This window comes from Candidatus Roizmanbacteria bacterium, from assembly GCA_016699265.1.
Classification (GTDB): domain Bacteria; phylum Patescibacteriota; class Microgenomatia; order UBA1406; family GWC2-37-13; genus CAZLQR01.
The window spans coordinates 633,323-653,834 of the sequence record CP064967.1 but is presented as its reverse complement, the minus strand read 5'-3'; the positions used below and the strand labels follow the sequence as shown (position 1 = coordinate 653,834).

Here is a 20,512-nt window from a genome sequence, read left to right as displayed (position 1 = left end):
CAGAGCACTTAGAAATTTTATAAATTTATTAAAATATTATGTCTAAAATACTAGGTATCGATCTCGGTACAACAAACTCATGTGTCGCTGTTATGGAAGGCGGCAAGCCAAAGGTTATTCATTCTAAGGAAGGAAGAAACACCGTTCCATCGGTTGTTGATCCGATCAAGAGAGTGGTTGGAGATGTGGCTAAGCGCCAGATCGTTATCAATCCAAAGAACACCATCTTTTCCGTCAAAAGATTGATGGGTCATCGTTTCACTGATGAATCCGTAAGTCGAGATCTTAAATGGTTGCCTTATGCAATCAAGTCTGGACGAGATGGTATGGCTGTGATCGAAGTTAACGGGAAAACATTTACTCCACAGGAAATTTCTGCCATGACCTTGAAAAAGATCAAAGAGGATGCAGAGGCATATCTTGGTGAAAAAGTTGAAAAAGCAGTTATTACGGTGCCAGCTTACTTTGATGATGCACAAAGACAGGCAACGAAGCAGGCTGGAGAAGTTGCAGGACTTGAGGTCGTGAGAATTATCAACGAGCCAACTGCAGCAGCTCTTGCATACGGGCTCGATAAGAAACAAGCTCAAACAATTGCGGTATACGACTTAGGTGGAGGAACCTTTGATATCACTATCCTCGAGTTAGGGGACGGAGTCTTCGAGGTAAAAGCTACCAATGGCGATACGCATCTTGGTGGAGATGATTTTGATCAGGTAATCTTAAATCATCTTGCAGACGAGTTTAACAAAGAGAATGGAATCGATCTGAGAAAAGATCCACAAGCTCTTCAAAGACTACGTGACGCAGCGGAAAAGGCTAAGATTGAACTCTCCTCATCGCTAGAGGCAGAGATCAATTTGCCATTCGTAACCGTGAAAGATGGACAACCATTACACCTTGTAATGAAGTTGACGAGAGCTAAACTTGAGTCGCTCGTAGAAGGGTTAATCGCTAAGACTTTAGGACCAGTAAAAGCTGCTCTTAAGGATGCAAAGATAGATGTGAAGTCGGTCAATGAGGTGGTAATGGTTGGAGGAATGACTCGTATGCCAAAGATTACCGAACAGGTAAAGGAGTTCTTTGGAAAAGAGCCAAACAAGTCGGTAAATCCTGATGAAGTCGTTGCCGTTGGAGCAGCAATTCAGGCAGGGGTACTAACTGGCGAGACCAAAGATGTTGTTCTTCTAGACGTAACTCCGCTAACCTTGGGTCTTGAGACCTTGGGTGGAGTAACGACCCCATTAATTACCAGAAACACCACTATTCCATCCTCAAAATCAGAGGTGTTTTCAACTGCTGCCGATAATCAGACGCAGGTTGAGATTCATATCTTGCAGGGTGAGAGGCCTCTTGCAAAGGACAACAAGTCACTTGGCAGATTTGCACTTGACGGAATTCCACCAGCACCACGAGGAGTGCCTCAGATTGAGGTAACCTTCGACATCGATGCGAATGGAATTTTGCATGTCACTGCAAAGGATAAAGCTTCCGGAAAAACCCAGAGCATTAAGATAACCGGATCAACCGGTCTTACCAAAGACGAAGTTGAGAAGATGAAAACCGATGCAGAGGCACACGCTGAGGAAGATCAGAAAGAGAAGGACCGTATCGAATCGAAGAACAAGGGAGAAAACCTTGTCTATGTAGCCGAGAAATCGGTAAAGGACGCAGGCGATAAACTACCTCAGGATGTGAAGGATGAGGTAGAGTCCAAAGTTAAAGAACTCAAAGAGGTTCTAGAAAAGGGAGATTCTCAAGAGATTGAGGAGAAAAGTAAGAACCTGAATGAGTCCATGATGAAGATTGGACAGCAGGCCTATAGCCAAGCTCAGACCGAAGAGGCTAAGCAGGATGGCGAGGAAAAACTCGACGATCATGCGACCGACGAGTCCGTAAAAGCCGATGAGAAGAAGGCTGAAGAAGGCGAAGTGGTCAACTGATAATTAAGTAATTTCGACCTTTATTACAAATCGCGTCCCGACGTAGGTCGGGACGTTATTTATTTTTGAAAAATAACATATGGATTTTTATAGCGTACTGGGTGTAGGTAAATCAGCCTCAGCGGCCGAAATTAAATCAGCTTACCGCAAGCTAGCTCTTAAGTGGCATCCTGACCGTAATAAGGCTACCGGTGCAACTGACAAATTTAAGGAAATAAACAAGGCTTATGAGGTTTTGTCAGATCCAAAAAAAAAGTCTACCTACGATCAAGTAGGTCATGAGGGTTTTGAACGAGGAGGATTCGGTTCTGCTGCAAATCAAGCGGGAGGACAAGGTTATCAACAAGGTCCATTCAGCTACTCGTACAGTTCGACCGGTGGAAATCCATTTGGAGGATTCGATCCTTCACAGTTTGGTGGATCGGATCCTTTCGAAATTTTTGAACAATTTTTTGGTTTTGGTGGAGGACAAAGAAGAGCAAGGCGTCCGGTCTATAGCATTAAGCTGACCTTCCGGGAAGCTGTTCATGGAATAGAGAAAGAAGTGTCTATTGATGGTAAAAGAAGAAGTGTTAAAGTTCCAGCAGGTGTAAACGACGGGAATAGGATTAGATTTAATGAATTTGATTTACTGGTAGCGGTTATGCCAGATGCTGTCTTCAGAAGAGAAGGTCAAGATCTTTACACCGAAAAAAATCTATCCTATCCTACGGCAGTTCTTGGAGGAACGGTCGAGGTTGAAACGCTTGATGGTAAAGTAACTCTTAAAGTTCGAAAAGGAACAATCTCAGGCACTTTAGTAAGATTGAAAGGAGAAGGAGTTCAATACCCAAACAGCACACAAAAAGGAAATCTATACGTGATAATGAAAATCAAGGTTCCGGATAAAATTTCGGGTAAGGCAAAGAAAATATTAGAAGAATTACAACGAGAACTTGATTAATTCTTAATTAATAATTTTTAATTTTTATTAATTATTTAAAAAATAGAAATTTAATACAAATTACAAAAATAAAAATTACTAAATAAATATGAAGATTGAAGCGGGGAGTGTAAAAAAAGGGGATTTCTTAAATCAGCAAGGAGATATCTGGCAGGTACTTAAGACAGAATTCAATTATCAAGGACGAGGTCAGGCTAATATTCGCATTCGAATGAAAAGTGTTACGAATACAAAGACATTGGAACTTAACTTCAAAACCACATTCTCGCTTGAGACCGCTGACGTAGACACGATTGAGATGCAGTATCTCTACAAAGATACTGAGTCGTTGTATTTTATGAACGAAAGAACTTATCAACAAATAGCAGTACCAACTGAGACAGTCGATTTTGCAAATTACCTAAAAGAAGGAAATAAGTATTTCGTGGTGATGCACGGCGAGGATCCTCTTTCTGTTCGTCCGCCAGCAAATGTGCATCTTGAAGTTGTGAGTACGGAGGATGCTGTTAAAGGAGACACGGTCTCCGGTGCAAAGAAATTGGCAACACTTGAAACAGGATTGACAGTAATGGTTCCCCTATTTGTCAAGAAAGGAGATGTGGTGTCTGTAAGCGCAGAAACGGGCCTCTACGTCGAAAGGGTTAAGCAATAACTTTAGTTCTTAGTTTTTAGTTCTTAGTACTAAAATACATTAAGAATTACGGTTAGTACTTAAGTTCAATTACAAGCATTATTGATTAAGAATTAAGAAATGACAAATAAGAACTTTTATTATGTTAACTGTTGGTGAAATACTTAAAACCGCTCGAGATAAAAAAGGTTTATCACTTCAAGATATCGAGAAAAAGATTCGAGTGCGATCCAAGTTTTTAGCTGCAGTTGAAAGAAACGATTGGTCGCAATTCACGTCCAATGTATATATTAGTGGTATTATAAAAAACTACGCCACATTTCTTGAGATTGATTCGAATAGGGCTCTTGCTTTTTTTAGAAGAGAATATGAGAAGAGGGAGGAGGATCCCAACTTTAAGGGAAAACTTTCTCGTAAACTGCTCTTATCTGAACGAAGGAGATCAACCGTTATAGGTATAACAATTGTGGCAATTTTGTTCTTCAGCTATTTTGGATATCAAATATATAGATTTGTTATGCCACCAACACTGCGAATTTATGAGCCAGTTGAGACCGTGTTTAGAAGAGTAGATAAGGTAACGGTCGTTGGAAAGACAGAGAAAGAAGCGGTAATTACTATGTTTGGAACACGCGTCTATCAGGATGAATCTGGAGTTTTTAAGTATGACTATCCATTAAAAAAAGGAAAAAATACTCTAATAATTAGGATACAAGGTGCGAACGGAAAAAATACTATCGTGGAAAAAGAATACGTTTTAGATCCTTAATGTTTTTGAGATTTTTGGAAGAAATAATAGTACTAAACTTTAGTCTGGTGGCTTCCTGACCTATCTTGTCCTGAAATGAGACGGTACGAACCTCACCCAATAGTCCTACCTCGCCAAAGAACACCGTTTTTTTAGGAACAGCTTGGTTAGAAAGGGAAGAGAGTAGCGCGGCAACAATTCCTAAATCTACTGCAGGTGACTTAACCTGTACGCCTCCTACGACATTAATATACACGTCTAGGCTGTCGAGGGAAATGTTCAGATGCTTTCGTATGACTGCAAGGAGTAAGAGTGCTTTGTTATAGTCAACGCCATTTACGATTCTTCTCGGGAAGTTTAGGGTGGTCGGAACAGTTAATGTCTGAATCTCAAAAAATAAAGGTCTCTTACCCTCCGCCACACCCACGATTGCCTTACCCAGCACCATTTCTGTTTGTTGATTTTCTAGAAAGGCGAGGGGTTGTCTATTTCTTTGAGACCTTTTTCGTCCATCTCAAAAATACCGATTTCATCGGTAGAACCAAAACGATTCTTTAATGATCTGAGTACTCTGTGATGAGAAACCTTTTCTCCTTCAAACAATAGAACGCAGTCCACAAGATGCTCTAACATTTTCGGTCCTGCAATATCTCCATCTTTAGTCACGTGTCCAATAATAATGACAGGGATATTAGATTTTTGCAAACTGTACAAGCTTTTGGGTTGTTTCCTTGAGTTGAGTTATGCTACCTGCTGTTGCCGGTATCTCTCTTGAGTAAACGGTCTGAACAGAATCAATAACAAGAAGCTCGACCAGAGAGGTTTTTGAGATATTTTGTACACCTTTAATGACCGACTCAATCTGAAGAACATCTGAGAACTGAAGCTTAGATAGTGGTATCCTAAGCCGCAGAGCGCGATCCTTGACCTGTTCGCCGGATTCTTCACCCGAAACATACACCGTTGCAAGTTTTGAAGCGCTTGAAGCAGTAGGGTAGACTTTCCAATACCAGGCTCACCTGTAAGCATGATTACCTCACCAGGGACAACTCCGCCACCAAGAACTCGGTCGAACTCGAAGATTCCCGTTTTTTTTCGTTGTTTATCGCTAATCTCAATATCGCTAAACTTTGTACTCGTAAATTCTTGGAGATTCTTTTTATCCTGTTTCTCGTCATCTTTATGTTCTTTCAGTGTGTTCCATTCATTACAGTCTGGGCATTTTCCAATCCAAGATCCCGATCCATAACCACAGCTTGTACAGATAAAAAAATGACATTAGTTATTTAAAGAAATTTTCTTTGATAGTTTATCATGCCGAGCAATCAAAAGATAAAAAACTATTGTAGCTGCTGTAAAAAATTGCATTATTAACAACGCCTTTGCCGGATTTAGAGCATCAGCAATGAGTCCAAGACAGAAGGCAACTACCCTGGAATAAAAACTACCTGCAAAAGAATTTAGAGATCCCATCGTTGCTCTCTGTTCTTGTTGATACTCTTTCTGGAGTAGTGATTCCTTTGCCACAGTAAGCACTCCATAAATTATTGATGTTAGGGACATGATCCATTGGGGAAAGTATCGTAGGAAATGAGTGCCAATAATATTTAAAACACGCCCATAAACATTGCCTGCTACTAAGGATTTAATATCGCCAAATTTTTCAAAACCCGATCGCTAAAATCAAAAACTGATAGTTGCACAAATGTTTGAAATCGCCTGCACGAATCCGAGAGCCCATACTGGGCCAGAGCGATTGAAAAAAGCAGATCTGAATTGAAATGAACTTTCGGTTAAAGCGTACGTAGTGGAGCTGGCGAGTGTTAAAGACGAAGTTTCTTGTTAGTCGCAAATCCTTTTAGCGCTTCTTTAAGGTGGAGATAGATATTACCTGATTCTTTTGAATGCACTTTGGGTTCTGTTAGTTGAAAGCTTAGAAATACACAGATTATTTGAGGGATTAGTGAAAACCAGAATACTGATCTCAGAGACCAAGAGGCTATTATTCCACCAATGACTGCTGCAATTCCAAGAGCGGATTGTTCCATTGCGCTAACCTTGCCATAGTAGTGAGAAAATTCTTTTTCAATCCCATTTTCTTTAAGTGAGTCGTGCAACAGTGCCTCGTTATTACCACTGAACAAGCTACGTGAAAAACCCGCGATAACAGCTCCCATTAAAAGCATTTGGTAAGAGGTAGCCATTGCATAAATGAAGATAAAGACAACACTAGAAATACTACCAAGCAGGATTGTTTTCTTCCTACCTATTTTGTCCGAGAAAATTCCCGTAGGTATCTCTAAAAGTGCAGAAGAAACCATTCCTATTGAGAAAACGCTCATTCCAAGCGCAAAAGAACCAGAAACTTTAGCAAAATATATAACTGCTATTGGTGCATGTAGTATGAAACCGTCGAAAAAACTATGCCATCTCATTACCTCAAAATTCTTAATATTCATGTTTACATTTTGTCGACTGTTTGGATGCCGAGTAATTTGAGGCCTGATTTTAAGACGTTTGCAGTTGCAGCTGTAATCATCAAACGCAGCTCTTTCGTTTTTTCATCAGATTTTAAGATAGGGGAGGTTTGATAAAAAACGTTGTATTGCTGAGCGAGTTGAAATAGGTAAGTGGCTAGAGTGGATGGAAGATACTGTGTGGTAGCTTGTTGTGCCACTTCAGGGAACTTAGATAGAAATCTTGCGAGGTTGAGTTCATCTCCGGAAAGGGGAGTCTCTCCCCCATTTTCTAAATCAGACTCCCCTGCTTTGCCAAGAATGCTGATAGCTCTCACGATAGTGTAGAGCATATATGGTCCTGAGTTTCCCTGCATATTGAGAATTTGATCCCAGTCAAAAATCACATCTTGTTGTGGTGAATGCTTCAGATCATTCCATTTTAGTGAAGCGATAGCAATGCTTGTAGAAACAGAAGGATTATTTCCCATTTTGGAAGCTCGGACCTCTGCCTCAGATATCACGTCCTCTAACCAAATAGTATTCCCTTTTCTCGTAGACATTTTTTGGTCCTTAAACCTGTAGAGACCGTGTCCAACATGGATGCGCTGACCAGTCGTAAACCATCCAAGCATTCTTTCAACCTCATACAGCTGTCTAAAGTAGAGTGTCTGTTCGGCTCCAACTTCATTGATAATCACTATATCCTTGCCGTACTTTTTTAGTCTAAATTTATCTGTCGCAAGATCTCGAGTTGAGTACAAGGATGCGCCGTCACTCTTAGTGATCATAAGTGGGGGATATTTTTCATCCGTAAACTCAACAATCTCAGCACCTTCGCTTTTATGAAGTATTTTTTTCTTGCTGAGTTCGTCAACTACTGCCATCAGGTCTTTGTCGAAGAACGATTCGCCATATCCGCGGCCTTCATTTTCTGTAAAAACAATTCCTAGCTTTTTATATATAAAATCAAATTCCTTCCATGACCATTCGATGCAGTTATTCCAAAGAGCTCGAATTTGATCATCACCGTTTTCTAATAATTTAAATTTCTTTCTTGCGCGTTCTTCCAGGTCTTTGTCTTTGTCTGCCTCTTCGTGGAACTTAACATAGAGATCCACTAAAACTTTTACTGGTCGGGGAGATCTTTCAATTTCTTCGAGACTCCCCCACTCTTGAATTGCATAAATAAGTTTCCCAAACTGAGTTCCCCAGTCGCCAACGTGGTTATCTCGTTTTACGTCATAGCCTGTTGCTTGGAGCATGTTTGCAATCGCGTCGCCAATAATCGTGGATCGTAAATGTCCGATGGTGAAGGGCTTAGCGATATTAGGTGAGGAGTACTCAACTATTACTGTTTTATTTTTTTTAGAAAACAAGGAAGATAAATTGAAGTTTCTGGAGGAGAACTCCTTTAATTGTTTAAATAATTGAAGCGGGGATACATGAATATTAATAAAACCAGGTTTTAGAACCTCTACCCTATCGACGAGTTCGGATTTTGGAATTGAGTTGGCGATCTTCTGTGCGAGTTCCATTGGAGTAGCTTTAAGTTTGGGCGCTAGCTTGAGTGCGATGCTGGTTGTGTAGTCTCCAAGCTTTTGATCTGCTATGTGAGCTAGTGCAGGAGATGCATCTTGAAGGTTGAGAGATTTCAATGCAGCGATAATGAGAAGCTCTATTTCAGTTTGTAGCATGCAGATATGATATCAAATTAGCGGGGCTGAGGGAGTGGCGTTGATGGAGGTTGGTTCATGCCCATTGTCTTGCGGCGTACTGCATCGGATGTGGCAACCCTAGCCCCTGCAGGAAAAAACGATAAAGGTCTACCTTCTCGATGAGCTTCACTGTCCTCTGTGGTTGTAAACAATTTCTTTCTCCTTCTTGCTTCAGTAACCAGAATAGTTTGGTTCGTTTCACACAGATGTAGAGTTCTAGTTGTCCAACTTGGTAAGCGCTGGCCACTAGGATCTTCATCGATATAATAAACTCTTTTATGGGGGGCGATAGTATGAGTATAAACTGGCAATTCTTTTGCCTCTGGTTCTTCAAGCAATTCGGTAGCTCCTTTAAGGAGTGGGTCGGTAGGATTAGGTCGAACGCCTTTTCGCCCTCCTGAAATAGTTCTTCTAACTCCTTCAAAGCTGTCAGGATCGCTAGATGGTTCTGGTCGTCGCTTGTCTCCGAGATCGAAAGCTCCTTGTTCTGGATGATTTGGCATAGTGACATTATACAACCCGAACTTAATTCCTTTCAGTAACAATGAAGTGTTCCTTGGTAAAGTTTCCAAATAATTTGATAATTCTTTGCGCATCGTGGACCTGTGATTTGTGAAGATACATTGAAGCAGTTTTTAGCTCACGAACGGTTGAAATGTCTACTACCTCATCAATTTCATCCGCACTGTAACCTTCTGGTCTGTAGATGAAATACTCACCCATTGAGCTTGTCTGATCCTTACTCAGGCAATAATGCATAAGTTTTTTTACATATGGTGTTCGCTCAAATACGTAACTTGTGATCATCGATGCGGCAATGTGGTCAAGGTGTCCGGAAACGCCACGAGGTTCGAATGTGATGAAAGTTTCCGGTTTGAGCCGATCACTAATTTTCTTTATTTTTTTGGCGATGTCGTGATACTGGAGATTATTTAACGAACCGTCTCCGTAGTTTAGAAAAAACACTTTTTTTGTGCCTAAAAATTTTGAGGACGCTCTCAGTTCACGCTGGCGAATTTTAGCTAAAGGGAGCTTAGATGTTTTATGAGAATTCTTTCCAGCGTCTCCGTTTGTAATGCAGACGAGGTAGACTTCATGAGTTTTCGTAAGCAGGTGAATGGTTCCTGAAGGGCCGAAGGACTCATCATCTGGATGAGCGAAAATACATAAGACCTTTTTCATAATTTTTAATTTAAAGTTTTTAATATATATTCAATTATTAATTGCTTAATTTTCAAATATTGACTTCAAATTTCAAACTTCAAATTACGATCTCGAATCGGTATAATTAGCCTTTATGCTCCAATTATACGATTCTTTATCGAGAAATAAGAAGGATTTTGTTCCCCTTAGTAAAGGTATTGTTAAGCTATATGTCTGCGGCATTACTCCAAACAACGCTACTCATTTAGGTCATGCATTTACATACGCGGTTTTCGACACTCTTATTAGATATTTAAAATTCAAAGGATTAAGCGTTACCTATATACAGAATGCAACTGACATCAATGACGGAGACGACGTGATAAAACAGGCGGCGGAGGCAGGTAAATCATGGACCGAGATAGCTCGACAGTGGATCGAACACTTTCATAAGCAGATGAACGCGCTGAATGTATTACCACCAGACAAGTATATTTTGGCGTCAAGCGTGATGGGTCAAATAATTTCAATGAATGAAGCACTTATAGCGAATGGTTTTGCTTACGTAAAAAATGGGAATGTATATTTTGATATTTCAAAGTTCGAAGGTTATGGATCTCTGTCAAAATATGGTCGTGATCAGATGCTCATGATCTCTCAGGAGAGAGGAAACGATCCAACAGATCCTAATAAAAAAAATCCAATGGACTTTGTTTTATGGGTAAAAGCTAAAGGAGATCCTAACTGGAAGTCACCTTGGGGACCGGGAAGACCTGGATGGCACATTGAATGCTCTGCAATGGTAGAGGAGGCTCTTGGTGACCAGATCGACATACACGGTGGTGGTAGGGACCTCATATTTCCTCATCATGAAAGTGAAGTTGCCCAGTCCGAAAGTTTTACCGGTAAAAAACCATATGTTCAGTTTTGGATGCATACCGGCATGGTAATGTTTGAAGGAGAGAAGATGTCTAAATCCCTTGGTAATCTAGTTTTGGTGGAGGATCTTTTGAAAAAATACTCCTCTTGCGCCATTCGTTGGTTGCTTTTGTCCCACCACTACCGCCATCCATGGGAATACGAAGAAGATGAATTAAAAAATTACGAGAAAAAGTTCAAAGCTCTACGCTCTAGGTTACAAGAACAAAACAGTGGTGATTGGAAAAAGGTTGAAGGATTTCTTGAGGATGATTTTAATACTCCGGAAGCCCTGCGTTATCTGGAAGTAGAATGTGGCGGCGATACGCTAAAAAAAGGGCTAGATTTACTAGGATTCAAAATTTGATTGTTGACTTTTCTGTTGTAGCTGGTACTATGACTGTTATGGATGAAGTACAGAACCTTGATGAGAAATGCCCAAAGTGTCAGAGTCCTTTAGTAATGGCAACTACCCGATCAGGTAAGAAACTTAAACGCTGTTCGACAAATGTTTGGAACGCAGAGACTAGATCTTCGACTGGATGTGATTATGTTGAGTGGCAGAAAGGCGCAACTGAACAGACAGATGAGGACTGTCCGAAATGTGGTTCTAAACTTGTAATCTACACCAGCGCCTCAGGAAAAAAACTAAAAAAATGCTCAACCAATAGTTGGAACCGAGAAACAAAATCCTCAGAAGGTTGTGACTACGTTCAGTGGCTTTAACCGAATATGAGTCATAAGGCTCGAAAGCATCTTCAAAACGTAGACTCCAAACTATACGGATACATAGAAAAAAATCCTCTTATACCCCTAAGAAAGTCACGTAATTTTTTTTCAGAACTCTGCGATACTATTATTTCGCAACAACTATCGGGCAAGGCCGCAGCTACAATTTTTGGACGATTTAAAAACCTTTTCCCTAAAAAGAACATAACTGCTCAAGCCTTGTTTAATATTCCCGACGAAAAGATTAGAGAATGTGGAGCATCATGGGCAAAGGTTAGAAGTCTCAAAGATTTAGCAGCGAAAGTTGATAATAAAACTGTGAATCTCGATAAGCTAGAGCATATGAGCAATGAAGATGTCATCAATACCCTGGTTCAGATAAAGGGCATAGGTCCTTGGTCAGCAGAGATGTTCTTGATCTTTGCTCTGGGTAGAGAAGACGTATTTTCCTTTGGAGACCTTGGTCTTAAAAAAGGAATTATCAAGGTTTACGGACTTAAGGAAGAGCCTTCTATAAAACAGATTGAGATGATAGTTTCCAGATGGAAACCTTATAGAACCTATGCAAGTAGAGTTCTGTGGAAAAGCTTAGAGTTAAAGTGATCACTTGCCTACGATCAGTACGATGTCAAAATCCGAGTCATCACTCAAAGTAGCCACTTCTTCTGCAAACGAGTAGTCTTTCAGCTGTGTTTTAATTTTTTTGGCCGTTTCCATCGATGCATCCTTTGCTTTGATTGTAACTTCTGTGTAGTCGAAGTTGTCTGCATTTGTGGTTTCTACATTATCATAACCACTGTCTGAGAGTGCAGTCTGCATCTTACCAGCCACTCCCTCAGCACCACTACCGTTTTGTACCTGTATCTTCGGCCCTGTAGCGGTTTTTTTGACGTCCTTTGTCGGTTCTGTGGTAGGAGTCGTACTGGTCTCATCCGTAATCGGGGGTTCTTCAATGATTGTTGTAGGTTCAATCGTTGGTGTAGGTTTTTGAATTGTCGTTTCTGATGGCCTTAGAAATAAAAATGCAGCAACGGCGACCGCAATAAGCACAATGAGAATCCAAAGTTTCTTTGATCCACCTTTTTTATTTGGAGACATTGTTGGAAACGACTGGATAGAGCCTCGATCTAGAATTGAACCTTCGGTATTTTCCATACGAGGATTGTATAGTACCTAATCAAAAATGTCAAAATGTGAGCCAATGACAACTAACAAATCACTAATAACTAAGGTCGTAGAGCATGGAGCTTGTGTGCGATCTTAATAAGCCATTTTAGTTTTCCGGTGAAGATTACGTAGGTCACAAAAATGATTGGGGCAAGAGGGGCAAGGTACAGATAGATAATGATGTCGTATTGAGTCGTGATCGCAAGATATACAAAAATCGGAAGTAGAAGAAAGTAGGCGACCGTCGTGATCAGCAGTTTCTTGAACGATACGTTTATCTTCACCTTATTCAGGTCAGCAATTTGACTGTTTAATGCGTGATCGGTTTTGTGGTACATCTACATAGAGTATATAATAGTGGTATGCGAAAAGGCTCATTCAAAGGTAAGTTAATTTTACTAACGGTATTAGTCGTTCTTTTTGGTATTTTCCTACTTCTTAAGTTCTTCTTTTTTAACGGTCAAACTGAGTTGGGAGAGATCAGAGTAGTTTCAACTCCACAGTCAGTAGTCTATCTAGACCAAATACAGATTGGAAATACTCCAGTTAGGCAAAAAATGAAGGTGGGTGAGTATCTCATAAAGCTCATTCCAAATAAAGAAGCGTCTCAATCGGCCACCTGGCAAGGCAAAATAAAGGTATATAAAAATGCAGTAACCTATGTCGGACGAGTTCTCGGAAACTCTGATATCTCAACTGCAGGTGAGATCTCCACTCTTACAAAAATGGAAACCAAACCAACTAAAGATAATGTTGGTGAAATCGCAGTTGAGTCGGATCCGCAGGGAGCGCTTGTATACCTAGATTTAGACGAAAAAGGAGTTGCTCCATTAATACTATACGATGTTCCAAAAGGGACACACGAGCTATCGATCTATTTGCCAGGTTTTTTTAGAAGAACCCTGAAACTTAATGTAGAGGCTGGACATAGGACGTCCACGAGTGTCAAGTTGGCAATTGATCAACTGTCTCAGCAAGAGTCGACTAAGAGTGCAACAATAAAGAATATCACTAAAGAACAACAGCCCACATCCAAGGCGTCTGCAGGTGATGATGGAGCTAAAAAAATTGTAATTTTAATAAAAGAAACGCCAACAGGTTGGTTAAGAGTTAGATCAGAGCCATCAATTGATGCTTCAGAGTCCGCTAAGGTAAATCCAGGTGAAAGCTACGAGCTGGTTGAAGAAAAACCAAATTGGTATAAAATTCTTTTTAATGATGAGCAGGAGGGATGGGTTGCTGCTCAGTACTCCGAGAAAGTAACCAACTAGTATCTAGAATGTTGAGACATCCTTGCTATTAAATACTAATTTTTTTCTTCCTGTCTTCCGCCTTTCCAAATCACTCTGTTGTACAGGACATATGAGTAAGGAATAATTATAAAGCCTAAAATTGCAATTTTATAAATGTACCAAAAACTGCGTCCAAATGATCGCACGCAAAGCTCGATTAGTCCGGCTTGAATCAGTATTGAGCCAAGCGCTACAATATTAAACTTGCCCAAACTAGTGAGAAATTCGTGTGATTTATGCCCGACTTTCTTATGGGAGAATGTCCAATAATTGTTCCAGATGAAGTTCCATATAATTGCGACCTCTGCGCTCATTATAGTAGCGAGCCAAACTGGGAACTGAGTGTGAACCCTTTCGATCATTAGGTATGAGAGACCAAAATCGATAATAAAACCCGATCCGCCAACCAAGACATATTTAATAAAAGATGAGTGTGTAAGTACATATAGCAGGGTATTTTTAATGTACTGTCCTGAGTTGAGTTTTGAAACACCATATTTTCTATCTACAAAGTTGATTGGTATCTCTTCGACTCTAGCATGAAGTTTCACAGCCTTTTCAAGAAGCGCAACTTGAAAGACGTAACCGGTACTGTTTTGAATATAAGAGAGACTCGATTTGATAACCCAACTTCTAATAGCTCTATATCCTGAAGTCCAGTCAGAAATCTTAAGTTTCATAAAACCGAGACGAATTATGAGATTACCAAGTACTGAATAAATTTTGCGGTTCATTCCCCAGTCTGCAGGAATCGATCCTCCTTTTCGATAACGTGATCCTATTACAAAATCTGCACCTTCGTCTATCTTTCGAACAAATTCTGGAAGAACCGATGGGTCGTGTGAAAAATCTGCATCCATTTCGAACAAAAGATCGGCTTCAAGCTTTTCCAGAGCATAGGTGAAACCCGTCATATACGCTTTACCAAGTCCTTCCTTCTTAGTCTTGATCAAGACAAGATTCTTATGCTTCTTTTTTAGTCCCTCTACAATCTGCGAGGTTCCATCTGGTGAGGTGCTGTCTATAACCAAAACTGTAAATTGCCAGTTATTTATCTTTGATGTAATCGAGAAGACAGACTCGAGGATCTTCTCGATATCGTAGGCTTCGTTATATGTAGGAATAATGATTACTGCTTTTTTCATATTTCGATTATACACGCGCCATATACAAGAATTAACGCGGAAAGATCATAAGGTGCGAATGTATTCTATGGTTTGTTTAAGCCCAACATCTAGTGTTACTTTAGGCTCCCAGTTTAAAAGCTTTCTCGCTAGGGAAATATCTGCACGACGTTTTTTAGGGTCATCTTGTGGAAGGGTTTCTGTATGTGACAACTCGGATGTAGAATTACAGAGTTTCGTAATCATGTCAGCGAAATCATTGACGGTTTTTTCTTCTTCGGATCCTATGTTTACTACTTTTCCTTTGCCGTCATCTAGTTCCATCAGTTTGATGAGTCCATCTACTGTATCTGTTACATAACAGAGAGATCGTGTCTGCAGACCGTCACCAAAAATATTTATCGGTTCGTTTTTGAGCGCAGAGACGATGAAGGACTCAACCATTCTCATGTCTTGGGGATGCATCTGTGGTCCGTAGGTATTAAAAATTCTTGCAATCCTTGCATCAAGATTATGGTCTCTCACAAAGTAGGAAATTAGAGTTTCGCCAAATCTCTTTGCCTCATCATACACAGATCGTGGTCCGGTAGTTGATGCATTTCCAAGATAGGTTTCTGGTTGGGGATTCACTAACGGATCGCCGTAAACTTCAGATGTTGAGGAAAAGAGAAATCGCGCCTTGTTCTTCTGTGCAAGGCGAAGTAAGTTGAGTGTTCCTTGAGTATTAACAAGCATCGTCTCGAGCGCTAGAGCGTGGTAACTGATCGGACTATGATGATTTGGAGATGCAGGAGAGGCAAGGTGGTAGAGTCGTTCGAATGGACCAACCTCAAGCCCTGGCACCGTCACGTCATACTCGACGAAGCTGAACTGAGAGTTTTTAATGAGCCTCGAGATATTAGATTTTAAACTCGAAGAAAAGTTATCCACGCAGATTACTGAATGACCTAGAGAGAGTAGTGCTTCGCAAAGATGCGAACCGATAAATCCTGCTCCTCCAGTAACCAATATCTTCATAATTTGAATTTAGAAATTTGAACTTTGAAATAATTTAATACTGAATAAAAATTAAAAATTTCAAAATGAAAATTAATCAGGATCTTCCCACTCCAAAATACGTAAAGCCTTCAGCTCTCATCTTTTCTGGATCGTACATATTCCTCCCATCGAATATGAGGTGCGATTTGAGAAGTTTTTTTAACTTGGAAAGATCTACCTGCTTAAACTCATTCCACTCAGTGAGTACGAGTAATGCATCTGCTCCTTCAAGTGCAGAATACGGCTCGTCTACGAGCTCTAATTGAGGGTCCGAGATTAGTTTACGGACATTACTCATGGCAGCTGCATCATATGCCTTGATCGAATATCCTTCTTTTAAAAGTCTCTCGATCATGTAGACAGAGGGGGCAAATCGTACATCGTCCGTATCGGGTTTGAAGGCAAGTCCCCAGATGGCAATTGCCTTACCTTTCACATGTTTGGTAACTTTATCAACAAAGAGCTTTCGTGCTTCATGATTAATTTCCTCCACCGACTCAAGGAGCGAGACATCTACTCCCAAATGTTTTCCTGTCTCAGTTAAAGCCTGAACGTCCTTCGGGAAACATGATCCGCCGTAACCGACGCCTGAGTACATAAAGACTCTCCCAATACGTTTATCCATTCCAACCGCATCAAGGACCATCTCAACATCCGCACCTGTTTGTTCACAGAAAAACGAGATGAGATTCGCAAACGAAATTTTGGTGGCCAACATTGAGTTCGAAGCGTATTTTATAAGTTCCGCAGATGGGAGGTTGGTAACCACGCGCTTACCTGGAAATGTAGCATGGAGGTCGAGGAGCGCCTTAATTGCATTATTGTCATTTGAACCAATTACCACTCGATCGGGTTTAACAGTATCTGAGATAGCCGATCCTTCGCGTAGAAACTCAGGGCAGGATGCAACGGCAATAGTTGCGCCTTTCGGCTTGTTTTTGATCAGGATTTTTTCAACCTCTAGGTTAGTCCCAACAGGTACAGTGCTTTTACATGATACAACGGTAAATTTATCCCCAAGATTATTTGCAATATTTTCGGCTACCTTATATACCGCAGATAGATCAGCGCTCCCGTCCTTTTTAGGTGGTGTTCCGACGGTAATAAAAACAATAGCTGATTCCTTAACTGCCGGATCGAAGGAGTCAGTGAAATGGAGGCGTCCGGCCGCAATGTTTTTTTTCAACATCTCGGCGAGGCCCGGTTCATAGATAATGGGATCACCGTTCTTTAGCCGCTGTAGCTTCTCAGGTGTGTGGCCGACAACCCAAACTTTGTTACCAAAGTCGGCAAAGACACATGCGCTTACGAGTCCTACATATCCATGGCCAACTACGGTGATTGTCATACGTAACTAATGTTATCAAATTTATCCTTCAACTACGCTCAGGATGACTACTTTTAAGTAATCATACTACTTTATGGAGGCAGCTATTTCAATCAAAGCATCCTTGAAGGTCTTCATGGGGTGAAAGGAGTTTTTTACTGAAATGGTGTGTCCATGTCTAGGTCGTTGAGCTTTACCCTTGAAAAATTCATCATAGGTCGTCTTCGCAATAAGAGATGAATCGAGTTGAAATACCTCAGCAATTGCAGTGAAAGCATCGTGTGGACTGAGTGAGTCTCCGCCTACGAGATGGAAGATCTCGGGACGGAAGTTTTTCATGAGATATTTGAGTCCATACGCAATATCATCAATAAAGGTTGGAGTAATTATTGAGTCGGTAATTCCAGTAATCGACTTACCCTGCTTCACGAGTGATTTGATTGTTCTGAAAAAATCTCCTCTCTTCTCGTACGCAGCGCGATATGGGTAAGAGATTCGCACAATCATCCCCCGATCTTTCACAACCTCCTCACCTTCAAACTTCGTTTTGCCGTAATATCCGATTGGATTTGGTTGACTATTCTCGTCATACGGCCCTTCTCGACCATCGAAGACAAAGTCGGTAGAAATATATATGATTTTTTTATTCTTTTTTTGAGTTGCTTCGAGCAAATATCGAGTCGCCTCCACGTTGAGAAGGGTAGCCTGCTCTTTCTCAATCTCAGCTTTATCGACATTTGTGTAGCCCGCGCAGTGCAGGAGGAGGTCGAAATCAAGGTCTGAAAGAGCGGCGTCCACAGAATCTTTATCGGTCAAATCAACATCGCTGTGGTTAAGAGGTATAAAGGTGAAGTTGTCTTGGAGCAGCTCGACGATTCGTGAGCCGACTAAGCCAGTGGAACCGGTAATTGCTACCTTCATAATGGTTTTTATTTTTTAGTTCTTAGTTTTTATTAAATTTATGAAATTTAAAAATACAAATTCAATAATAAATAAAAAATAATAAATAATAATTACTGCTGGTATTGCTTATCGTAATATTCTTTATATTCTCCCGTTTTAATATGTTTCCACCACGTCTCGTTTGCACGATACCATTCGATAGTTGATTTGAGCGCTGACTCAAAACTATGTTTTGGACTCCATCCGAGTTCATTTTGAATCTTTGAGAAGTCGATGGCATACCGTCGATCATGACCGGGTCGATCCTTCACATGTTCGATGACTTCACCAGGATTCTTGCCCATTAATGCGCAGATCTGATTTACAATCTCGATATTTGGTACATCCTGAGTCATACTTCCAACGCAGTAGGTTTCTCCTACCTTTCCCTTCTGCAAGATTGCATCAATCGCCTCACAATGGTCTTCTACAAAGAGCCAATCGCGCACGTATAATCCGTCGCCATAGACCGGAACCTTGAGTCCTTCAAGAATATTTGTGATCGCCAACGGGATCAATTTTTCTGGAAAATGAAATGGGCCAAAGTTATTCGAGCAGTTTGAGATAGTGATGGGTAATCCGTATGTGTGATAAAAAGCGCGAACCAGATGATCCGATGCAGCCTTTGAGGCCGAGTACGGACTACGAGGATCGTAGGGAGTCGTTTCACTAAACTTTTCTTTTGAGTTAAGTTCTAATGAGCCAAAGACCTCATCGGTAGAAACATGGTGAAATCGTTTAATCTTATGGTTAATTGCAGCCTTTAGCAGCGTCTGGGTGCCAAGCACATTTGTCTGCACAAACGGATCGGAGTCTATAATGGAACGATCGACGTGCGATTCAGCCGCGAAATGAACGACGGTGTCAACGCCCTCCATTAGCGTATTCATATGTTTGGCATCGCAGATGTCTGCCTTCACGAAGGCGTAGCTATTATTGTCTTTTATTGAGGAGAGGTTCTCTAGGTTTCCTGCGTAGGTGAGCTTATCGACGTTGACGATTGTATCTTTAGGATATTTCTTAAGCCAGTAAAGAATGAAGTTAGATCCTATAAACCCAGCACCACCAGTTACAAGTAGTCTCATATCTTATAGCTCGAAAATTGTATCTTGAAAAAAAGCACTTTCATAGTCAAGTAATTATAAAGTTACAAGCTATAAGATACAAGTTTTAGGACAGGTGGGGTTTGTTGATGAGGTCTTCCAAGATTTGCCAGCGTTGTTTTTTCACCGGATGGGGAACGCTATCCTCCATTAACTTCGTTGCTGAGGTCATCGGTCGTTGAGAGTACATCGCAAGGTACGCTTTATAAAACCCAACTTCCTTCGCAAGCTTGACCGTATTCTCAAACTCTGCGTCGGTCTCACCGGGGAAGCCAACAATTATGTCCGTGCTAATCTTCATCTCAGGAATCTTACTTTTAAGTTTTGAGATTAAGTTGAGATAGTCGTCGTGACTATACCAGCGATTCATCCTTTTAAGAACCTCGGTATCTCCAGACTGAACCGGAATATGAAGATCGCGAGTGATATTTGTATTTCGAGCAATAACATCTATAAGCTCATCGGAGTAGTCCCATGGATTAGCTGAGTAAAAATCAACCTTCTCAAAGCCAAGTTGTGCTACGGCCTCAAGGAGATACGGGAACAGTGTTGGAATCCTAAAGCGCCCAAGATGCTTGACGTAAATTGGCTCGATCTTTTTTCCATGCAGTTTGAACTCAATTTTTACACGGGGATTCGTCAGTTCGGTTTTATCACTAAAGTAGGTTTTTTCGAGATCTCGTTGTGTTTGAACATTCTCCTCTCCGATAAGTAGATCAGAACCATACGAATTGACGTTCTGTCCAAGGAGGGTTACTGACGTATACCCTTTTTTCTTTAGGTTCTCACATTCCTCAAGTACTGAATGAAATGGACGACTAATCTCTCTCCCTCGAGTAAATGGAACCACGCAGAATGTGCAGAAGTTGTTACATCCATTGGAAATTGGCACCCAAGCATGTGTTGCGTTATTGCGAACCGGCTCTAGATCGAAACCTACCTCCTCAATGGGCATGAACTCATCTGCTGCCGGCATAGCGTTACGAATTTTGTCTAAAAATTTGCCGGTCTTATCGCGAAAGGCGAGTCCCACCATACAACCTGTGATGATGATTTTATAGAACTCATTCTTCGCTATTTTTTCTTTTTTTATCTCTCCAAGATTATTTACCAATCCATACACCCTGTTTTCTGCAGATTCACGCACCATGCAGGTATTGATAATGACGTAGTTTGCCTCCTCGTAAGATCCAGACTCAATGATGCCACGAGCATCGAAGCTCTTACGTAGACGCTCAGAGTCTGCATGATTTTGTTGACAACCAAATGTCTTGAGAAAATATTTCATAG

General features: G+C 40.8%; 24 protein-coding genes and 1 pseudogene. 8 read left to right on the top strand and 17 right to left on the bottom strand.

The features are described from left to right. Window positions 1–38 precede the first annotated feature (38 nt). From dnaK to IPH70_03770, 4 genes are all read left to right on the top strand, one after another. Window positions 39–1,943, top strand: a complete 1,905-nt coding sequence (gene dnaK / locus IPH70_03785) for a molecular chaperone DnaK (GenBank protein QQR63603.1) — start codon at window positions 39–41, stop codon at window positions 1,941–1,943. A gap of 79 nt (window positions 1,944–2,022) precedes the next feature. Beyond that, on the top strand, window positions 2,023–2,886 hold the full coding sequence (locus IPH70_03780; protein ID QQR63602.1) for a DnaJ domain-containing protein: 864 nt from the start codon (window positions 2,023–2,025) through the stop codon (window positions 2,884–2,886). Window positions 2,887–2,974: 88 nt separating this feature from the next. Continuing rightward, window positions 2,975–3,538 carry an elongation factor P gene (gene efp, locus IPH70_03775; GenBank protein ID QQR63601.1) on the top strand — a complete coding sequence of 188 codons (564 nt, stop codon included), beginning with the start codon at window positions 2,975–2,977 and terminating at the stop codon, window positions 3,536–3,538. Between the two features lie 121 nt (window positions 3,539–3,659). Beyond that, the gene (locus IPH70_03770) at window positions 3,660–4,286 is read left to right on the top strand and encodes a helix-turn-helix domain-containing protein (protein QQR63600.1); all 627 of its coding nucleotides are present in this window, start codon (window positions 3,660–3,662) and stop codon (window positions 4,284–4,286) included. Here IPH70_03770 and IPH70_03765 read toward each other — a convergent pair. The 9 genes and pseudogenes from IPH70_03765 to IPH70_03725 all read right to left on the bottom strand — a co-directional run bounded on the left by IPH70_03765 (window position 4,252) and on the right by IPH70_03725 (window position 9,621). Beyond that, entirely contained in the window at window positions 4,252–4,713 is a 462-nt protein-coding gene (locus IPH70_03765) for a hypothetical protein (protein ID QQR63599.1), read from the bottom strand. The two genes, IPH70_03770 and IPH70_03765, sit on opposite strands and share 35 nt — an antisense overlap. A gap of 17 nt (window positions 4,714–4,730) precedes the next feature. Then, the gene (locus IPH70_03760) at window positions 4,731–4,970 is read right to left on the bottom strand and encodes a hypothetical protein (protein QQR63598.1); all 240 of its coding nucleotides are present in this window, start codon (window positions 4,968–4,970) and stop codon (window positions 4,731–4,733) included. Beyond that, window positions 4,957–5,226: a hypothetical protein gene (locus IPH70_03755; protein ID QQR63597.1), complete on the bottom strand. Its 270-nt coding sequence runs from the start codon at window positions 5,224–5,226 to the stop codon at window positions 4,957–4,959. Before IPH70_03755 ends, IPH70_03760 begins: the two co-directional genes overlap by 14 nt. Before the next feature lie 224 nt (window positions 5,227–5,450). After that, a pseudogene (locus IPH70_03750) lies at window positions 5,451–5,531 on the bottom strand (hypothetical protein). Window positions 5,532–5,543: 12 nt separating this feature from the next. Then, window positions 5,544–5,792 carry a hypothetical protein gene (locus tag IPH70_03745; protein QQR63596.1) on the bottom strand — a complete coding sequence of 83 codons (249 nt, stop codon included), beginning with the start codon at window positions 5,790–5,792 and terminating at the stop codon, window positions 5,544–5,546. 296 nt (window positions 5,793–6,088) lie between these two features. Further along, on the bottom strand, window positions 6,089–6,724 hold the full coding sequence (locus tag IPH70_03740) for an MFS transporter (GenBank protein ID QQR63595.1): 636 nt from the start codon (window positions 6,722–6,724) through the stop codon (window positions 6,089–6,091). Between the two features lie 2 nt (window positions 6,725–6,726). Beyond that, on the bottom strand, window positions 6,727–8,418 hold the full coding sequence (argS, locus tag IPH70_03735; protein QQR63594.1) for an arginine--tRNA ligase: 1,692 nt from the start codon (window positions 8,416–8,418) through the stop codon (window positions 6,727–6,729). Window positions 8,419–8,435: 17 nt separating this feature from the next. Further along, window positions 8,436–8,942: a hypothetical protein gene (locus IPH70_03730; protein QQR63593.1), complete on the bottom strand. Its 507-nt coding sequence runs from the start codon at window positions 8,940–8,942 to the stop codon at window positions 8,436–8,438. Between the two features lie 22 nt (window positions 8,943–8,964). Next, window positions 8,965–9,621: a PIG-L family deacetylase gene (locus IPH70_03725; protein QQR63592.1), complete on the bottom strand. Its 657-nt coding sequence runs from the start codon at window positions 9,619–9,621 to the stop codon at window positions 8,965–8,967. Window positions 9,622–9,736: 115 nt separating this feature from the next. Here IPH70_03725 and IPH70_03720 point away from each other — a divergent pair, with 115 nt between their 5' ends. Genes IPH70_03720 through IPH70_03710 form a run of 3 tightly spaced genes read left to right on the top strand, consistent with a single transcriptional unit; the run spans window position 9,737 to window position 11,832 of the window. Further along, window positions 9,737–10,867, top strand: coding sequence for a cysteine--tRNA ligase (locus IPH70_03720; GenBank protein ID QQR63591.1), 1,131 nt, complete (start codon window positions 9,737–9,739; stop codon window positions 10,865–10,867). 38 nt (window positions 10,868–10,905) lie between these two features. Beyond that, a complete protein-coding gene (locus IPH70_03715; GenBank protein QQR63590.1) occupies window positions 10,906–11,226 on the top strand; it encodes a topoisomerase DNA-binding C4 zinc finger domain-containing protein in 321 nt (106 codons plus the stop codon). Between the two features lie 6 nt (window positions 11,227–11,232). Next, complete coding sequence (locus IPH70_03710) at window positions 11,233–11,832, top strand: DNA-3-methyladenine glycosylase 2 family protein (protein QQR63589.1); 600 nt, start codon at window positions 11,233–11,235, stop codon at window positions 11,830–11,832. Here IPH70_03710 and IPH70_03705 read toward each other — a convergent pair whose 3' ends face one another. Together IPH70_03705 and IPH70_03700 are read right to left on the bottom strand one after the other, a co-directional pair. Continuing rightward, window positions 11,833–12,384 (bottom strand): LytR C-terminal domain-containing protein, encoded by a 552-nt coding sequence (locus IPH70_03705; protein QQR63588.1) that lies wholly within the window; start codon window positions 12,382–12,384, stop codon window positions 11,833–11,835. A 71-nt stretch (window positions 12,385–12,455) separates the two neighbouring features. Continuing rightward, window positions 12,456–12,734, bottom strand: a complete 279-nt coding sequence (locus tag IPH70_03700; protein ID QQR63587.1) for a hypothetical protein — start codon at window positions 12,732–12,734, stop codon at window positions 12,456–12,458. A gap of 24 nt (window positions 12,735–12,758) precedes the next feature. On the opposite strand from IPH70_03700, the gene IPH70_03695 reads away from it, so the two are divergent. Next, the gene (locus IPH70_03695) at window positions 12,759–13,667 is read left to right on the top strand and encodes a PEGA domain-containing protein (GenBank protein QQR63586.1); all 909 of its coding nucleotides are present in this window, start codon (window positions 12,759–12,761) and stop codon (window positions 13,665–13,667) included. Window positions 13,668–13,702: 35 nt separating this feature from the next. On the opposite strand, the gene IPH70_03690 is transcribed toward IPH70_03695, so the two are convergent. The 6 genes from IPH70_03690 to IPH70_03665 all read right to left on the bottom strand — a co-directional run bounded on the left by IPH70_03690 (window position 13,703) and on the right by IPH70_03665 (window position 20,510). Further along, the gene (locus IPH70_03690) at window positions 13,703–14,833 is read right to left on the bottom strand and encodes a glycosyltransferase (protein QQR63585.1); all 1,131 of its coding nucleotides are present in this window, start codon (window positions 14,831–14,833) and stop codon (window positions 13,703–13,705) included. A 45-nt stretch (window positions 14,834–14,878) separates the two neighbouring features. Then, complete coding sequence (locus IPH70_03685; protein ID QQR63584.1) at window positions 14,879–15,829, bottom strand: NAD-dependent epimerase/dehydratase family protein; 951 nt, start codon at window positions 15,827–15,829, stop codon at window positions 14,879–14,881. Between the two features lie 76 nt (window positions 15,830–15,905). After that, on the bottom strand, window positions 15,906–17,198 hold the full coding sequence (locus IPH70_03680) for a UDP-glucose/GDP-mannose dehydrogenase family protein (protein QQR63583.1): 1,293 nt from the start codon (window positions 17,196–17,198) through the stop codon (window positions 15,906–15,908). Between the two features lie 66 nt (window positions 17,199–17,264). Continuing rightward, window positions 17,265–18,098, bottom strand: coding sequence for an NAD(P)-dependent oxidoreductase (locus IPH70_03675; GenBank protein ID QQR63582.1), 834 nt, complete (start codon window positions 18,096–18,098; stop codon window positions 17,265–17,267). A gap of 92 nt (window positions 18,099–18,190) precedes the next feature. Further along, window positions 18,191–19,204 (bottom strand): dTDP-glucose 4,6-dehydratase, encoded by a 1,014-nt coding sequence (gene rfbB / locus IPH70_03670; GenBank protein QQR63581.1) that lies wholly within the window; start codon window positions 19,202–19,204, stop codon window positions 18,191–18,193. 85 nt (window positions 19,205–19,289) lie between these two features. After that, complete coding sequence (locus IPH70_03665) at window positions 19,290–20,510, bottom strand: radical SAM protein (GenBank protein QQR63580.1); 1,221 nt, start codon at window positions 20,508–20,510, stop codon at window positions 19,290–19,292. Window positions 20,511–20,512 lie beyond the last annotated feature (2 nt).

Excerpts from the sequence above, each read along its gene's own strand:
- IPH70_03665 (QQR63580.1), bottom strand. The coding sequence starts at position 20,510 with ATGAAATATTTTCTCAAGACATTTGGTTGTCAACAAAATCATGCAGAC.
- rfbB (QQR63581.1), bottom strand. The coding sequence starts at position 19,204 with ATGAGACTACTTGTAACTGGTGGTGCTGGGTTTATAGGATCTAACTTC.
- IPH70_03730 (QQR63593.1), bottom strand. The coding sequence starts at position 8,942 with ATGCCAAATCATCCAGAACAAGGAGCTTTCGATCTCGGAGACAAGCGA.
- IPH70_03690 (QQR63585.1), bottom strand. The coding sequence starts at position 14,833 with ATGAAAAAAGCAGTAATCATTATTCCTACATATAACGAAGCCTACGAT.
- IPH70_03715 (QQR63590.1), top strand. The coding sequence starts at position 10,906 with ATGGATGAAGTACAGAACCTTGATGAGAAATGCCCAAAGTGTCAGAGT.
- IPH70_03705 (QQR63588.1), bottom strand. The coding sequence starts at position 12,384 with ATGGAAAATACCGAAGGTTCAATTCTAGATCGAGGCTCTATCCAGTCG.
- IPH70_03710 (QQR63589.1), top strand. The coding sequence starts at position 11,233 with ATGAGTCATAAGGCTCGAAAGCATCTTCAAAACGTAGACTCCAAACTA.
- efp (QQR63601.1), top strand. The coding sequence starts at position 2,975 with ATGAAGATTGAAGCGGGGAGTGTAAAAAAAGGGGATTTCTTAAATCAG.
- IPH70_03770 (QQR63600.1), top strand. The coding sequence starts at position 3,660 with ATGTTAACTGTTGGTGAAATACTTAAAACCGCTCGAGATAAAAAAGGT.
- IPH70_03720 (QQR63591.1), top strand. The coding sequence starts at position 9,737 with ATGCTCCAATTATACGATTCTTTATCGAGAAATAAGAAGGATTTTGTT.
- IPH70_03780 (QQR63602.1), top strand. The coding sequence starts at position 2,023 with ATGGATTTTTATAGCGTACTGGGTGTAGGTAAATCAGCCTCAGCGGCC.
- argS (QQR63594.1), bottom strand. The coding sequence starts at position 8,418 with ATGCTACAAACTGAAATAGAGCTTCTCATTATCGCTGCATTGAAATCT.
- IPH70_03685 (QQR63584.1), bottom strand. The coding sequence starts at position 15,829 with ATGAAGATATTGGTTACTGGAGGAGCAGGATTTATCGGTTCGCATCTT.
- IPH70_03680 (QQR63583.1), bottom strand. The coding sequence starts at position 17,198 with ATGACAATCACCGTAGTTGGCCATGGATATGTAGGACTCGTAAGCGCA.
- IPH70_03765 (QQR63599.1), bottom strand. The coding sequence starts at position 4,713 with ATGGTGCTGGGTAAGGCAATCGTGGGTGTGGCGGAGGGTAAGAGACCT.
- IPH70_03695 (QQR63586.1), top strand. The coding sequence starts at position 12,759 with ATGCGAAAAGGCTCATTCAAAGGTAAGTTAATTTTACTAACGGTATTA.
- dnaK (QQR63603.1), top strand. The coding sequence starts at position 39 with ATGTCTAAAATACTAGGTATCGATCTCGGTACAACAAACTCATGTGTC.
- IPH70_03740 (QQR63595.1), bottom strand. The coding sequence starts at position 6,724 with ATGAATATTAAGAATTTTGAGGTAATGAGATGGCATAGTTTTTTCGAC.
- IPH70_03700 (QQR63587.1), bottom strand. The coding sequence starts at position 12,734 with ATGTACCACAAAACCGATCACGCATTAAACAGTCAAATTGCTGACCTG.
- IPH70_03675 (QQR63582.1), bottom strand. The coding sequence starts at position 18,098 with ATGAAGGTAGCAATTACCGGTTCCACTGGCTTAGTCGGCTCACGAATC.
- IPH70_03725 (QQR63592.1), bottom strand. The coding sequence starts at position 9,621 with ATGAAAAAGGTCTTATGTATTTTCGCTCATCCAGATGATGAGTCCTTC.